18 protein-coding genes are annotated in these 13,546 nt (G+C 49.3%); all 18 read left to right on the top strand.

Annotated elements, in window-relative coordinates; genetic code table 11:
- The first annotated feature begins 201 nt into the window (after nucleotides 1–201).
- The 18 genes from KQI79_RS04140 to KQI79_RS04055 all read left to right on the top strand — a co-directional run bounded on the left by KQI79_RS04140 (nucleotide 202) and on the right by KQI79_RS04055 (nucleotide 13,546).
- The gene (locus KQI79_RS04140) at nucleotides 202–516 is read left to right on the top strand and encodes a Mor transcription activator family protein (RefSeq protein WP_216536956.1); all 315 of its coding nucleotides are present in this window, start codon (nucleotides 202–204) and stop codon (nucleotides 514–516) included.
- Nucleotides 517–629: 113 nt separating this feature from the next.
- Nucleotides 630–1,085, top strand: coding sequence for a guanylate kinase (locus KQI79_RS04135; RefSeq protein WP_216536955.1), 456 nt, complete (start codon nucleotides 630–632; stop codon nucleotides 1,083–1,085).
- 3 nt (nucleotides 1,086–1,088) lie between these two features.
- A complete protein-coding gene (locus KQI79_RS04130; protein ID WP_216536954.1) occupies nucleotides 1,089–1,391 on the top strand; it encodes a hypothetical protein in 303 nt (100 codons plus the stop codon).
- A complete protein-coding gene (locus KQI79_RS04125; protein WP_216536953.1) occupies nucleotides 1,384–1,701 on the top strand; it encodes a hypothetical protein in 318 nt (105 codons plus the stop codon). The genes KQI79_RS04130 and KQI79_RS04125 overlap by 8 nt, the downstream gene beginning before the upstream one ends.
- Nucleotides 1,701–2,264, top strand: a complete 564-nt coding sequence (locus tag KQI79_RS04120; RefSeq protein WP_216536952.1) for a phage protein Gp27 family protein — start codon at nucleotides 1,701–1,703, stop codon at nucleotides 2,262–2,264. The genes KQI79_RS04125 and KQI79_RS04120 overlap by 1 nt, the downstream gene beginning before the upstream one ends.
- Nucleotides 2,265–2,272: 8 nt before the next feature.
- Complete coding sequence (gene loaP / locus KQI79_RS04115; RefSeq protein WP_367398132.1) at nucleotides 2,273–2,761, top strand: antiterminator LoaP; 489 nt, start codon at nucleotides 2,273–2,275, stop codon at nucleotides 2,759–2,761.
- Nucleotides 2,762–2,871: 110 nt separating this feature from the next.
- Nucleotides 2,872–4,608 carry a phage terminase large subunit gene (gene terL / locus KQI79_RS04110; protein ID WP_216536950.1) on the top strand — a complete coding sequence of 579 codons (1,737 nt, stop codon included), beginning with the start codon at nucleotides 2,872–2,874 and terminating at the stop codon, nucleotides 4,606–4,608.
- Nucleotides 4,599–6,098 carry a phage portal protein gene (locus KQI79_RS04105; protein ID WP_216536949.1) on the top strand — a complete coding sequence of 500 codons (1,500 nt, stop codon included), beginning with the start codon at nucleotides 4,599–4,601 and terminating at the stop codon, nucleotides 6,096–6,098. The genes terL and KQI79_RS04105 overlap by 10 nt, the downstream gene beginning before the upstream one ends.
- Nucleotides 6,095–7,099 carry a retron-type reverse transcriptase gene (locus tag KQI79_RS04100; protein WP_216536948.1) on the top strand — a complete coding sequence of 335 codons (1,005 nt, stop codon included), beginning with the start codon at nucleotides 6,095–6,097 and terminating at the stop codon, nucleotides 7,097–7,099. Before KQI79_RS04105 ends, KQI79_RS04100 begins: the two co-directional genes overlap by 4 nt.
- 140 nt (nucleotides 7,100–7,239) lie before the next feature.
- A complete protein-coding gene (locus KQI79_RS04095) occupies nucleotides 7,240–8,286 on the top strand; it encodes a transcriptional regulator (RefSeq protein WP_253297938.1) in 1,047 nt (348 codons plus the stop codon).
- Nucleotides 8,287–8,298: 12 nt separating this feature from the next.
- On the top strand, nucleotides 8,299–8,724 hold the full coding sequence (locus tag KQI79_RS04090; RefSeq protein WP_216536947.1) for a DUF2190 family protein: 426 nt from the start codon (nucleotides 8,299–8,301) through the stop codon (nucleotides 8,722–8,724).
- A gap of 3 nt (nucleotides 8,725–8,727) precedes the next feature.
- Entirely contained in the window at nucleotides 8,728–9,759 is a 1,032-nt protein-coding gene (locus KQI79_RS04085) for a hypothetical protein (RefSeq protein ID WP_216536946.1), read from the top strand.
- Nucleotides 9,760–9,829: 70 nt separating this feature from the next.
- On the top strand, nucleotides 9,830–10,195 hold the full coding sequence (locus tag KQI79_RS04080; RefSeq protein ID WP_216536945.1) for a hypothetical protein: 366 nt from the start codon (nucleotides 9,830–9,832) through the stop codon (nucleotides 10,193–10,195).
- A complete protein-coding gene (locus KQI79_RS04075) occupies nucleotides 10,195–10,581 on the top strand; it encodes a Fe-S protein (protein ID WP_216536944.1) in 387 nt (128 codons plus the stop codon). Before KQI79_RS04080 ends, KQI79_RS04075 begins: the two co-directional genes overlap by 1 nt.
- A 1-nt stretch (nucleotide 10,582) precedes the next feature.
- Nucleotides 10,583–11,032: a hypothetical protein gene (locus KQI79_RS04070; protein WP_216536943.1), complete on the top strand. Its 450-nt coding sequence runs from the start codon at nucleotides 10,583–10,585 to the stop codon at nucleotides 11,030–11,032.
- A 2-nt stretch (nucleotides 11,033–11,034) separates the two neighbouring features.
- Entirely contained in the window at nucleotides 11,035–11,877 is an 843-nt protein-coding gene (locus tag KQI79_RS04065; RefSeq protein WP_216536942.1) for a hypothetical protein, read from the top strand.
- A gap of 11 nt (nucleotides 11,878–11,888) precedes the next feature.
- The gene (locus KQI79_RS04060) at nucleotides 11,889–12,077 is read left to right on the top strand and encodes a YqzN/YkzM domain-containing protein (protein WP_216536941.1); all 189 of its coding nucleotides are present in this window, start codon (nucleotides 11,889–11,891) and stop codon (nucleotides 12,075–12,077) included.
- Between the two features lie 5 nt (nucleotides 12,078–12,082).
- Complete coding sequence (locus tag KQI79_RS04055) at nucleotides 12,083–13,546, top strand: phage tail sheath family protein (RefSeq protein ID WP_216536971.1); 1,464 nt, start codon at nucleotides 12,083–12,085, stop codon at nucleotides 13,544–13,546.

The raw sequence follows: 13,546 nt of genomic DNA, 5'->3' as shown, positions 1-13,546 counted from the left end.
TTCATGAAAATCACCCAATTCATTAGAAATAAAAAAAGCCTTCTCGGCGATTATTGGGGTGATTTTGAAAAGTCAAGAGGAATGTTTGTTCGCACCCCATGTTTGGGGGTGAAACAATAGAAGACCCTAGCTAGGAAGCTAGAGTCTGCAACGGAATGTGAATTCCGAGAAGCTTATGGTATATAATCGGGGGTGAAGCCGTTGCACGAATGGGTAAAGGAAGTAACGATCGATATGATCCCGGAAACCTATCATGATATCGTGGAACAAATCGGTATGGAACATTTTTTTAAATTGGCTCAAGCATTCGGCGGGCGCACGATCTATATACCGAAATCTGATATCATCCTGCGGCCAATTCGGGACAAGCGAATCAAAGAAGAATTTAACGGATACAATCACGTTGAACTTGCTAGGAAATACGACTTAACGGAAAAATGGGTACGCGAAATATGCGGACCGACCCAAGACAAAAACCAATTGGACTTGTTTGAATATATGCAAAACACCCAGTAAATCTCAGAAGTGCTTCCGCTATATCGTCCTAACTCCCAACTATAAAATACCAGTATAAGGCATTACGCCTATGCTGGTATTTTTTATTTTCCACAAAAAAAGGAGGAACCAAAATGCAAGAAATGGTAAACGATTTTCTTTTGAATCTGGCATTAGCCGGGATAACTCTCCTGGCATCATATGCAATGTACTATATTCGCAAGGCGAACGCGAAGCTTACCGCCGAAACGGCCAAAATCAGCAACGAAGAACAGCGTAAACTCATACAAACCGCTATCGCCCGCCTCGATGATGTGGCGACTAAGACGATCAAAGCCATCGAGCAGACGACAGCCAAGGAATTAAGACGCGCCGTCAAGGATGGCATTGCAAGCGAAGACACGTTGACGAGTCTGGCCAAACAGGCGTATTTAGATATCGTCAAAACATTGGAGCCGGAATACTTGCTGGCGCTCCAAGACTCGCTCGGCGATCTGGAAAAATACATCAAAAATACAATCGAAGCTAAGGTCTTAGAAGTCAAGCAGAACGCGGTCATTGCCGAGGCGCTGGAGCTGCGGGAGGAATAACGGATGGATTTGAACTGGGCTTTACAAAGCGCTACCTTGCTGGGGATCGGTATTATTGGATACTTTATTAAATCGACCTTAAATGAGATTAAAACGCAAATTAAAGAAAACGCTCAACATGTAGAAAACCTTGAAAAGAAAATGGATCAACGCGTGGATAAAGTCGAGAAAGAACTGGACGACCTCCGCGCTGACCTGCCCTTTATTTATACAACCAGGGAAGACTTTATCCGCACGATGAACAACGTGGATAAAAAACTTGACAAAATACACGACAGAGTGATTGGAGGTAGCCATAATGGATGAACAAGCTTATCGCGGTGTCCAGCATAATAAAGGGGTGCGCGGTTACATCATGCGCAGCTTGGCTAAAGGGCATAACAATTCGCTGTTATGCCGACAGCTTGTAAATGTTATGGTAAACGATGGTGTCATCATTAGCCCCGACATATCCAAGCATTTGGATTACCTGGTCGGCAAAGGGTACATCGAATTCACGAACGACCGGATCAATTCGTACAACGCATACGCAAACGATGCCGTCATTCGCCTGACCGTCGAAGGCATCGACTTGCTGGAAGGCTCCACCCCCGACGATCCGGGAGTGGCAATCTAATGGCCGACAAGCGTCGTAGAACTCGTTCTAAGGTAGATGATTTGCCCTTGCACATCAAGGATCAAGTTGACGCCATGATTGCGGACACGCGCTGTACCTATTTCGAAATCTCGGAATATCTATACGATCAAGGTTTCCTTGTATCCAAAAGCTCTATCGGTCGCTATGCGCTCCGACTTGATAAGTCGGCCCAGCGGCTCCTTGAAGCCCAGGAACAAACACGTGCTATCGTGGAATTGATCAAGAAGAACCCAGACGCAGATTACACGGAAGGCGCTCTCCAGATTATGAGCGGCGAGTTAACGAAGAAGTTTGCGAACGCTCAAGAGGAATGGGACGAGATGGACTTGGACAAGGCCGCCCGGATCATGGTCTCCCTCTCCCGAACGAAAGTTTATAAGGACAAAGTCAAAGCCGACCTAGCCGAGCGAACGAAAGTCGCGCTCGAAGAGTTTCGGAAAGAAGTATACGCCGAACTGGAAGGCGTCGAGCCGGAACTTTGCGAGCGGCTAATCCAAGTAGCCAACCGGGTAGCCGAACGATTGGAGGCGGATGACAATTGAACTGGTACGTGTTACACGTCCTCACAGGAGAGGAATTGAACGTGAAAAAGCGGCTTGAACGATCCGCACCGCATATCCAGACGCTGATCCCCAGGCGAAAGTTGATGGAACGCCGTCAAGGTTCTTTCAAGGAAGTGACCCGCCTTTTGTTTCCGGGATACGTTTTCGTTTATACCGTGCTGGATCATGAAAGCTATTACAAACTTGTCGATCAATATGGCGTGATTCGAATTCTAGGCCGCCCGGACCCGTGTCCTGTACCGCTACAAGAAATGGCACATGTCCTGAAATGGTGTGAAGAAAGCGAACTGGTTGGTATGTCAAGGGTGCAGGACGGCGAGAAAGTGACCGTCATTGACGGCCCGCTGAAAAACATGGAAGGTCAAATCGTTCGCGTGGATCGGCGCAAAGGCCGGGCCCGCGTACGCATCACGTTATTTGGAGAACCGAAAGAGATTGACTTCGGTATCGATATTTTGGATAAAGCACCGGAATGAAACGGCACCTTGTTACGGCAGGGCCGGGGAACACCGGGAACACGATGTGAGCTACAACCAGAGCCGAAACAGGCTGCCGGGTGGCGAAGCATGCCCGCCGGAGGTGACGTATGAGCATTCTAAAAGATTTTGCCAAAAAAACTGATAATACCGCCATCCAAGAGACTTTAGAAGTTAAGCGGCTTATGGAGGTGTACTTGTACCGGGGCGATTCGCCTGAACGCGTAGAATTACGCAAGCAGTATCGGGACGGCAAACCAATCACCGGGAAGAATGGTTTGCGTCGGAAACTGGGAGCTATCGACCTTGAGTATTTCGGCAAGGCATACTTCCCCCATTATTTTAACCGGGAAACGCCGGAGTTTCATCGCGTGTTAGATGCGCTTTGGCAGAAAGGGGTATTGAAGCAAATCGCCCCGATGAACAGCGACGCTGCGAAAAAGGTCAATCAGCAGCCTGGAAGCAAGCGGGCCATCGCCGCCCCTCGCGGTCACGCGAAGTCAACGAATGTTACGTTTAAAGATGTGATTCACGCCATTGTATACGAGTACAAACATTATCCCATCATCCTGTCGGATAGCTCCGATCAGGCCGAGGGATTCCTGGAAAGCATTCGGGAAGAATTCGAGGAAAACGAAGCGATCCGCGAGGATTTCGGGGACCTTAAGGGCAAGGTATGGCGTAACAATGTCATTCTGACCAGCACCGGCATCAAGATGGAGGCTATCGGATCGGGAAAAAAGATTCGGGGTCGGAAACATAAAAACTGGCGTCCTGATCTTCTGGTCCTCGACGACATCGAGAATGACGAGAACGTTCGAACGGCAGAGCAACGGAAAAAGCTGCACAATTGGTTTTTCAAGGCTGTCAGCAAATCCGGGGATACCTACACGGATATATTTTATATCGGCACGATCTTGCATTATGACAGTTTGCTCGCCGGTATTCTGAAAAATCCGAGGTATCGATCCGTGAAATATAAGGCTGTCCTTTCCTTCGCACAGCGTCAAGATTTATGGGATGAATGGGAATCCATATACACCGATCTTGAACTGGGGGACGAAGAACGCGAGCAGGCAGCACTTTCGTTTTTCGAAACCAATCGGGAAGAGATGCTCGAAGGAACACAGGTTTTATGGGAGGCTAAACTTTCCTATTACGATCTCATGGTGGAAAAGGTTGGCGATGGTGACTCTTCCTTTAACAGTGAATATCAGAACGAACCAATCAACCCCGAAGATTGTTTGTTTAATGAAGAATGGTTCGACTATTACAATCCATTGGACATGGACTTCACTGACGGTTATTCCTTCTTTGGTTGGGTTGATCCGTCGCTAGGGAAGAAAAAGAAAAGTGACTTTTCCGCGATAATCACCATTGCCAAACAGAACCGAACCGGATATTTGTACGTTATCGACGCCGATATCGAGCGAAGGCACCCGGATATCATTATTACCGATGTGCTGGAGAAAGAGCGCTGGCTACGCATGAGCTACGGCAAGGGTTATTCGAAATTCGGTTGCGAGACAAATCAATTCCAGTGGTTTCTCAAGGAAAAACTTGCCGAAAAATCCGCAGAGGTTGGGCTATATTTACCGATTGAGGAAATGAATCAGAACAGCGACAAAGTCATGCGGATTCAAACATTACAACCGGACATCAAGAACCGGTATATCAAATTTGATGCACGGCATAAGCGATTGCTGGAGCAACTCAAGCAATTTCCGATGGGCGCGTATGACGACGGGCCGGACGCCTTGGAAGCATGCCGTACATTAGCGAAAAGCGCGGGCGTTATCGATAACGGGCTGCTAAGTGTGTTTAGGGGGCTAAGAATATGGGGTTAAAAAGGTGGATGAAACAAGCTGTCGGCGAAATCTCTAAGCTGCGAAGGAAGGTCAGCGCCATGGTCAGCGGTTTCTCCCATTACAGTCTAGACTCTAGGCGCGTTGACTATGAACTCGCCAGAAATCTATATGACAATGCGGAGGACAGCTATAAGCTTGGAGCCGGTTTTTGTAAACCGATCATTAACGCGAAAGCGGGATTCATCGGGGTCCCCTCCTTCTTATCGGACGATGAGAACGCGCGGAAAGTTATTAACGACTTTTTTGCGGCCCAGACATCGAAGATGACAAGGACGCATAAGAAAGCTTTGCTTGAAGGGGATTGTTTCGTTTGGTTGACTCGCGAAGCGGTGGACGCGCCGTTATATCCTGAAGTGAAAGCGCGAATTGTCTATACGATTATCCCGAATGAGGAAGTGGCCTCCATCAATCGCAATCCGCTGACAGGACAGGTTGAGGAATATGTCTTAAAGTCGACGCTGAATTGGATGGATGAGCGAGGCGAGAAGCGAGTCACCAAGGTTACGCAATGGATCAGCGCCCAACGAAGAAAGATTGTACTGGATGGCGATCCGATTCCAGGAGTACCCCGAGTGACCGAGGAACAGAATCCTTGGGGGTTCATCCCTATCGAGCATTTTCAAAACGAACGGGATGAAACCCGGATATACGGCCAGAGCGAATTAGAACCGCTGGAGCCGTTTATCAAAGCGTATCACGATGTTATGTTGCATGCGCTGCAAGGCTCGAAAATGCACTCGACGCCGCGGCTTAAGCTGAAGCTCAAGGACGTTGCGGCATTTTTGCGAAACAATTTCAACGTTCAAGACCCGGCGCAATTCGCGAAAGATGGCGGCACCATTTCGCTAGACGGGCGTGACTTCCTTATTTTTACGGATAGCGAGGATGCGGAATTCATCGAAGTTCGATCCTCCATCGGCGATGCAACAAGTCTCTTGAAGCTGTTGTTTTACTGTATCGTCTCGGTATCCGAAACACCGGAATTTGTACTTGGCGTTCATACCCCGTCTTCGCTTGCGTCGACGAAAGAACAGATGCCGGTCTTTGTACGGATGATCAGCCGCAAACGGGGAAATTTCACGGAAAATTGGCAACGGTTAGCGCGGATGGTACTCGCGATGACCTCCCAGGCGGAAATGACAAGCTTCGAAACGTATGCTACTACGTTGGAATGGGACGAGATCGATCCTCGCGATGAAAAGGAACTGGCCGAAACGATTCAAGCACTCACAGCGGGACTCAATACCGCGGTGCAAGGAGGATTCATCAGTTGCGATTCGGCTGCCGACTTTTTGCGGGCCTATGTTCCGACCATGAAAGAGTATGATTCGGAAGACCCCGAGGCAGACACGGAATGGAAACGGATCGTACAAAACAAAATCGACGCCGAGAGGTTGGCCGACGGAGCGCTAAGCATCCGAGAACTCAAGCGCATTGATAAGGAATTGCAAAGGATGGATGCATCATGAAGCGCGACGAGATCAACCAAATCAAAAAGACGGCCAAGGAATATGCTTCCGAAGCCCTTCGAAGCCGGAAAGCATTCTTGGAACTACGTCTAAGACAGGACCCGGAAATACGTAAAATTTTTATCCGTGCTGCATCTCGCATTTCTTCCATACTGAAACAAGGAGGAACTTCACGAATCGGGACATGGTTACTGACGAAGGTCGAACACCAACTACTTGAACAAGGTGAACAATTACGCGATGACTTGACCGAATCGCTGAAGGAATACATCGAGTCGGGAGTCGAGATCGGGAGCCGTTTCAATCGGGCGGTGAGTATCGATCTACTCACGAATAAAGTCAGTATACCCCGGCTTACCAAGACAGGCATTGACCGAATGTATTTCCGGGTAAACGTAGAAGCGGTTCGAGCATGTTGGGAACGAACGCACAAGGGGCTAAAGTTGTCAGACCGTATATGGGAGAAATCGGCCGCAGCCCGTGATGCTATGCGGGACATCATCCAAGATGCCGTCGCAACTGGCCAAGATGCCGTCACCACGGCACGGATGTTGGAGAGATATGTCAAAGAAGGTGCAAACGTCGAAGCGAAGTATTTCGAAGGTATGATGAAGCGAATGGGTACACGCATTCCTGAAGATATCAGTTATCCAGCGCTGAGACTGGCCCGAACGGAGACAACGGCGGCCTTCGGACAAGGCACGATCCTATCGGCGCAAGTCTCTCCAAGTTGCAACGGAATCCGCTTCTGTCTATCGCCATCGCATCGTATTCGCGATGTTTGCGACGAATTGGCAAGTCATGACATAGGATTAGGGCTTGGCGTCTACAGCAAAGACGATCCTCCTCCCTACCCCGCTCACCCGAATACGTTATCGTACTTGGTTGAGGTGCATCAAGATTCCAAAGATTTCGTTCGGAATCTCAAACAATGGATTCAAGACCCGAAAAGCCAGCCTGAAATTAATGACTGGTACGAAAATGTTTACTCGGCTGCATAAACGGCCAGAATGCCGTTTTAAATCGCTTGACCCTTTAATGGGGCGATTCTTCGACTGAACAATTACACACGCGTTATAACGCGTTATAACGCCGAATCAGAACGTTCAAATCATATACGCCTGCCTGGGAGGTGATAAACATGGCAAAAAAGAAATGGATGAAGCTTTTGGCGACCATCACCGGCGAGATGAAAGCGGAAGATATTCCACCGGCTCCCGGCGTAGACATTGCAGCAATTAAACATGGCGACGACGATCCGATGGAGATTGTCGTGGGAATTCCCGCCGGAAAATCCACGCGCGGTTGGAATTATCGGCCCGAGAGTCTGAAGTCGATTGTCGATTACGTCAACCAGTACACATTAAACGGAATCCTCGGCCATCAAAAGCCGGAGGATGTCGCAACCGAATTTGTAGACCCCGTCACCCACTGGATCGGCGCGAAGATGGTCGGAGAAACGGCATTTTTTCGCGGCATCATCGATAAAGATGCGCCCAAACTGAAACGATGGGTCAGGACAAAGCGAATTAAGCAAGTCAGTATTTTCGGTTACCCGATGCTTGAAACGGTGGACGGCGAAACACACGTTGTTGACTTCGAACCGCTCTCCATTGATTGGACCCCGCTTGATCGGTCAGGCATGCCGACGCGCATCGTCTCGATTGGAGAAATGGACGACCCTAATGACGAAGGAGGAAAAACCATGGATTGGAAAGAGTTGCTCGCACAACTGAAAAATAAAATTGCAGATGGAACCGTCACACTTCGAGATGTGATCTCGGGCTTGGACCCAGAAGGTTCTCAAAAGAATGCCGCTGCGTTCACGCTGCTGGAGAAAATCAAAACGACCCTTGGCGTATCGGAAGACGCCGACCTTTTACCCAAAATAGAGGAAGCCGGTAAAGCGCTTGGAGCGGTCCGACAGCAGGAGCAACAGAAGCAAGTGCAAGACGTTGTGAAAGAGAAAGTCGCTGGTGAAATGGCTCAAGGAATCATTATGAAAATGATCCCCGTCCGGGAAGGAATGACCAAAGAAACGATTGTCGGGGAAATTGATTCTTTGTTGGCGGACGAAAACGTCAAGGCGATGATCAGCCGCATTCATACGGATCGTCCGCCTTATGTAGGTAGCGGCAAAAACAACAACTCGGATACCGAATCGGATACGGTTTGGGCATCCATCTAAGGAGGGTTATCCATGGATACGCAATATGTAGGACAGCCGGTTCCTCGGACAGTACACGGATTGGCGAGAGCGAAAATTAGTGACGGCAAATCTGTTACCGTTACCATACCGCCCGACACGACCGTTACGGCAGGCGAATTCGTCTTGTTGGATGGTTTCTTGGGCGTCGCGGTACAGTCTGTCAAGACAGGCGCTGATGAAACGAAGGAACTCGTACTGACAATCGAACAGGCTGAATACGAAACGGATCAAATTAGCGCCAGCCAAAACTTCGTGAAAGGTACGGCAATTTATTGGAACGCCAGTACGAAGAAGTTCACCGAAACCGCTGCCGGGAACCGCCCGGCGGGACGCGTAACAAACGGCAAGGACGCTAATAATGTCATTTGGTTTTTGCTCGGGCCGCAGCTTGAGCCGATACCGACAACGGGAGGGTAAACAATGAGAATCATATCGTTGGAAACGGAAAAAGAAAACCGACGTCGTCAAGGTACGATTGAAACGAAAGTACCTTTTGTGCTGGATGGTCAGCGCCATTATGTAGAAAAGAAAATTGTCAACGGAGAAATGGGACTGCGGAAGTGGAAAAGGCCAATTGGTGAAATGTTATCCCTCGCGAGCGAAGCAGTCTTCAAGGAATTGCTCGGCAAGATCACTTTGGATGTGGAAATGGGCCGGGAGAAGGTTCCCCTTCTCTATGGAGCGATTTACGACCAGATTTCCGATCCGAATCTGCCTGAACTTTTGGACCCCAAATGGGCGCTTTCCGGCGCGGTGATCTTTGCGGAACACATGGAAGGTCAAGAGGTCAAGTTTGGCAGTTTGAAGGCGGAGCAAGGGCCGACCGCGAGAATCGTCACATATTCGGCAGGTTTCGAATATACGAAGCAAATGATTAAGTTCAACCGCTCGTTTGAAATCGATATTTTGAACAAAGCTATGGGAGAAGGTTATAACGCACTCTTGAATCATATTCACCTCTTCCCGATCATTTCTTTTGCTTATAAGCCCGCCAATAAGACGGAATATCAAGGGAAAGACGGTGAAGAAAGATGGGTGTCAATCTGGAGAACCTTCACTGAAGCAAAGAAAGCGGCGGGAACGGCCAAGCGGCAAGGATCGGTCATCCTGGCTAATAGCGCGGATGCAACCGATATCGAGATGGCCGTCAGAGGTTTTACTTCGGATGGTACAACCTATGCTCCTATCGCTGGGATCGACACGATTGTGTATTATGACGGCTACGAATTAACAGTCGGCAAAAAACAACATACTTACGAAGGGGTAAAACCGGGTGAGGCATTTTTAATCCGCCCGAAACGCGGTTTCAAAGAATTGGTTAAAGAAGATTTGCAAATTGAAACAAATCAAGGCGATCTCACTCGCTTGGTGGAGAAGCAAATGGTCGGTTTCGCTTTCCGCGGCTCCTTTGCAGCCGTGGAAGAAAATGTTCAAAAAATGGCTTTAAAGTAATATCGATTCTCAAATAAAGTGACAAAAGGAGCTTGGGGATACCCGGCTCCTTTTTGGGGAGGAATCAATCATGACGCCAACGAGTGATCTGCGTGAGGAATTACGCGAACTGCTGGATGAAGAAATTCCTCTAGGCGGCACGGAGGCGGACACTGCCTTTACGGATGCACAATTGAATCGCATGCTGAACCAGGCGCCCAATATCTATGCAGCCGCTGCGGAAGGTTGGCGGCGCAAGGCGGCCAAAATTCAAAAGCGTTTGGGGGATATCGTCTCCTATCAAACAGGGGCAGAGCAATATGAACGAGTCGATTTATCGAAAGCATTGGCCGCATCTTTGAAGATGGCGGAAACGTTTGACGGTATGGCCGATAAAACCGGCAGTTCTTCGACCGGAAGCTTTATGTTTCAAGTAAAGCGCCCGGAGGTGTTCTGATGATCGACGCTTCGGTTCGAAAAGCGAATCTCCGCTGGAATATTCTTCAGAACCCGACCGTGATCACGATTCGGATCGCGGAAAAGGTTCGCAAAGGCGGCGGTTTTACGGAGGTTAAATCCGAAATCGGCCCTATGACTGTCCGTATCTTTGCAGACAGTCGCCAGGCACAGGGAACGATTGTTTCAGATACTCCAGGGCGGAAAGAAACAAGCTCTGTCTATTCGCTTCTCGCGGATGATACAGCGGGACTAACAAGCGGCCCGAACATCGAGCAAGAATTCGACGCTGACCCTTACGGATCGTTTCGGATCGGGGCGGTACATCCGCAAATCGTCAACGGAGAGATATGCGGGTACTACGCCGACATCGAAAGGGTGAAATAGAATGTCTGATAACAGGTCAATTGCCGACCGGGTTACCGAAGTGATCAACCGGAGGAAAGCCGCCGCTTTCGCCTTGGCACAGCATTGGGGAAAGAGTAACGAGTCCGATGCGAAATCAAACGCCAGTTGGAACGACCGAACGGGCCATACCAGACAAGGAATACACGGCGGCGCGGAGAAACACGGGGATATCATTGTCATCTATCTCGCCCATACCATGCGAACCGGGACGTATCTTGAAACCGGAACCGGGATTCACGGCCCTAGAAAAAGTGCTTATGTCATCCGGCCAAGAAATAGAAAAGCGCTGAAGTTCGGCGGACCGAACGGGCCGATCTTCGCCAAAAAAATAAATCATCCAGGGATGAAAGCCCGCCCGATCATTGAACCGACGTTACGCCGGAATATCAGACAAATCAAATCCGACTTTAAAGAATTATGGAGTGAGTAATCATGAGAGACGGTATACGTCAGCGTTTGATCGACGCGATCCCGGAGATTGACGGCCAAGTCTATGAACCCCATGCCGCCGGTGCGGATACGCCGAAACCCTATATCGTTATTGTTCAAGGCGTGGATGCAGCGGAAAGCGATTGGGCCGGTTTTCGCCGGATTATCGAGATTTGGCCGTATGTGAATCGGACGAGTTTTTCCGAAGTGGATGAGATCGAGCGGGCCATTGTTTCCGCATTACACGAACAAGTCATTACTGATTTGGAAACCGGCGAAGTATTCACGTGCCTATATCAAGGTGCAACTGGATCGGATATGGTCGATGAAGAATGGGACGCGATTACACGGGGTTTACGTTTTTCGGTGATGGCGATCCAGCCGGTCGGAGTACCCGAGACGGTAGCAAATGACCCATGGCTGGAGGCGCTTGCGGAATGGACAGGATCGACTCTTCCGGATTGGTCGGTTTACCGTAACGCCTGGCCGCTTGGATACAAACGGCCCTCCGTCATGTGGCGGATCGCTGGCATACCAGAAACACGATCCATAAACAGAGCCGCCTATGAGGTACGAAAGCAATTTGTCGGTCATGTGATTGGACAAACGCAAAATGAACAATCTGCCGCATTATTGATGGTCGCCGAAACTCTGACAAGTGCAATCAAAATACCGCTAAATTTAGCGGATCGTCAATATATGACGGTCATGCAATTGCGAGTAAATTCCCAAGCGGACGCTTTGTCGACAGGACAAGTCACCATGACATTATCGCGGAAAATGATGCGGGAATTCGAAGAAGCCCCCAAAATGGCTCAAGTGCAGTTCGATCCGAATATACGGTGAGGTGATACCACGTGGCTAAAAAAAACGAAGCCCCTCCTGCTCCGGCCTATCCGATCAATGAGCTTCTTGCCAAAGCGGAGGTTCTCTTCGCGGTCAAGCCGGAAGTGCTGGCCGGAGCGATTTATGACAGGATTAGTGAAATGACAATCGATGAAGCTGCAAAGCTTATCCATGAATTTATGAAAAGAAAGGTTCGGTGAACGAAATGTCGGGAGGAACATGGAGTCCTACAGATATGCCGGTCTTGCCCGGCATGTTCATGAATTTTCAAGCTGCCGCATCATCCGCCATTCAGTCAGGCGCTCGCGGCGTGGTTATCGTGCCGGTTAAAGCGCATTGGGGGCCGGTCCGGCAATTTGTTGAAATATCGAATGAAGCGGCCATCAAAGAACATTTTTCAGTGGATGAATCTAACGGAGCCACAGCATTTACAACTCTCTTCCTATCGCTCTTGGGTAGGCCGAAGACGCTGCTTGCGTATCGCATTGCAGATGCTTCGGCAGCGGAAGCGACAACAACGATTCCGGGAACCGATGGAACAGAAATGGTCAAATTGACAGCCAAGTATCCGGGAGAACGCGCGAACCAGTTCAGTGTTACGATTAAGCCGAGTTTGGTCGATGCAAACGCGAAAGAGATCAAGCTTTACGAAGGGACTGCCCTATTACGGACGATACACATCCATGACGGAAGCGCGGAGGCAGCGGTCGAAGCGATCAACGGCGATACGATCAATGGACAAGGTTGGATTACTGCTGAAAAGATTGCTGATGGCGTTCTCGGCGATGTGTCCGGGTCGATGTTCGCAGGTGGGAACAGCGGTATTTCCGGTCTTACAAATGCGGACTATATCGCTGCATTGTCGGCTTTCGAAGGTCAAGATTTTAACGTCCTCACTTTGGATGGAATCACGGATGCCGCTTTGCGAGCCAGTTTGGTTGCTTGGGTTAAACGTGTACGAGGCGAAGGGAAAGGAATCATCGCGGTACTGGGCGGATCGAAAACGGATGACACGGCCAGTGATGCCGTAAGTAAAACAGTTGCTCGAGGCGCATCGATGGATTTCGAAGGAATTGTCAATGTCGGAACGGGCGGCGTGCTTGCTGGTAAAGAATATAGTTCGGCCCAGACGGCCGCTTATGTGGCCGGGTTGATCGCGGGCCAACGCTTGAACGAATCGACAACCTATGCGGCATCGCCTTTTGATGATGTGACTCGCCGCTGGACGCGTGCCGAACAAGAACAAGCGGTGAAAAACGGTGTCTTTCTGCTTATCCATGACGGGCGGAAAGTGAAGGCTCTTCGCGGAATCAATAGCTTGGTCACTTTACGAGACGGTCAAAATAACGCCTGGAAGAAAATTAGGACGATTCGGGTAATGGACGCCATTAATGACGATCTACAGCGCACGGCGGAGGATGTTTATATTGGCAAATTGAACAACACCGAAGAAGGTCAGATCGCTTTGATCGGCGCCTGTAAGGAATACTTGCGGGTATTATCGCAAAGTGGTGTCATCAAATCCACCGGGTACAACGTGATACTTGATCCGAAGTATTATGGATCGGCTCCCGCCAAGAAACCCGAACCGGATCAGGTCTTTTTGCAATGGAATGCAGAATTGACCGATGTGATGGAACAAATCTTTGGCACGTTTTACGTGCAATAA

Origin of the sequence: Paenibacillus sp. MSJ-34, from assembly GCF_018918005.1 — a bacterium.
Taxonomy (GTDB): domain Bacteria; phylum Bacillota; class Bacilli; order Paenibacillales; family Paenibacillaceae; genus MSJ-34.
The sequence above is the reverse complement of the archived record's forward strand: the minus strand, read 5'-3'. Positions and strand labels throughout refer to the sequence as shown.

Bases quoted from the DNA above. Each gene is read 5' to 3' on its own strand.
- KQI79_RS04070 (WP_216536943.1), top strand. From the start codon at position 10,583: ATGTCTGATAACAGGTCAATTGCCGACCGGGTTACCGAAGTGATCAAC.
- KQI79_RS04095 (WP_253297938.1), top strand. From the start codon at position 7,240: ATGGCAAAAAAGAAATGGATGAAGCTTTTGGCGACCATCACCGGCGAG.
- KQI79_RS04075 (WP_216536944.1), top strand. From the start codon at position 10,195: ATGATCGACGCTTCGGTTCGAAAAGCGAATCTCCGCTGGAATATTCTT.
- KQI79_RS04120 (WP_216536952.1), top strand. From the start codon at position 1,701: ATGGCCGACAAGCGTCGTAGAACTCGTTCTAAGGTAGATGATTTGCCC.
- terL (WP_216536950.1), top strand. From the start codon at position 2,872: ATGAGCATTCTAAAAGATTTTGCCAAAAAAACTGATAATACCGCCATC.
- KQI79_RS04090 (WP_216536947.1), top strand. From the start codon at position 8,299: ATGGATACGCAATATGTAGGACAGCCGGTTCCTCGGACAGTACACGGA.
- KQI79_RS04065 (WP_216536942.1), top strand. From the start codon at position 11,035: ATGAGAGACGGTATACGTCAGCGTTTGATCGACGCGATCCCGGAGATT.
- KQI79_RS04130 (WP_216536954.1), top strand. From the start codon at position 1,089: ATGGATTTGAACTGGGCTTTACAAAGCGCTACCTTGCTGGGGATCGGT.
- KQI79_RS04100 (WP_216536948.1), top strand. From the start codon at position 6,095: ATGAAGCGCGACGAGATCAACCAAATCAAAAAGACGGCCAAGGAATAT.
- KQI79_RS04135 (WP_216536955.1), top strand. From the start codon at position 630: ATGCAAGAAATGGTAAACGATTTTCTTTTGAATCTGGCATTAGCCGGG.
- KQI79_RS04085 (WP_216536946.1), top strand. From the start codon at position 8,728: ATGAGAATCATATCGTTGGAAACGGAAAAAGAAAACCGACGTCGTCAA.
- KQI79_RS04080 (WP_216536945.1), top strand. From the start codon at position 9,830: ATGACGCCAACGAGTGATCTGCGTGAGGAATTACGCGAACTGCTGGAT.
- KQI79_RS04105 (WP_216536949.1), top strand. From the start codon at position 4,599: ATGGGGTTAAAAAGGTGGATGAAACAAGCTGTCGGCGAAATCTCTAAG.
- KQI79_RS04055 (WP_216536971.1), top strand. From the start codon at position 12,083: ATGTCGGGAGGAACATGGAGTCCTACAGATATGCCGGTCTTGCCCGGC.
- KQI79_RS04125 (WP_216536953.1), top strand. From the start codon at position 1,384: ATGGATGAACAAGCTTATCGCGGTGTCCAGCATAATAAAGGGGTGCGC.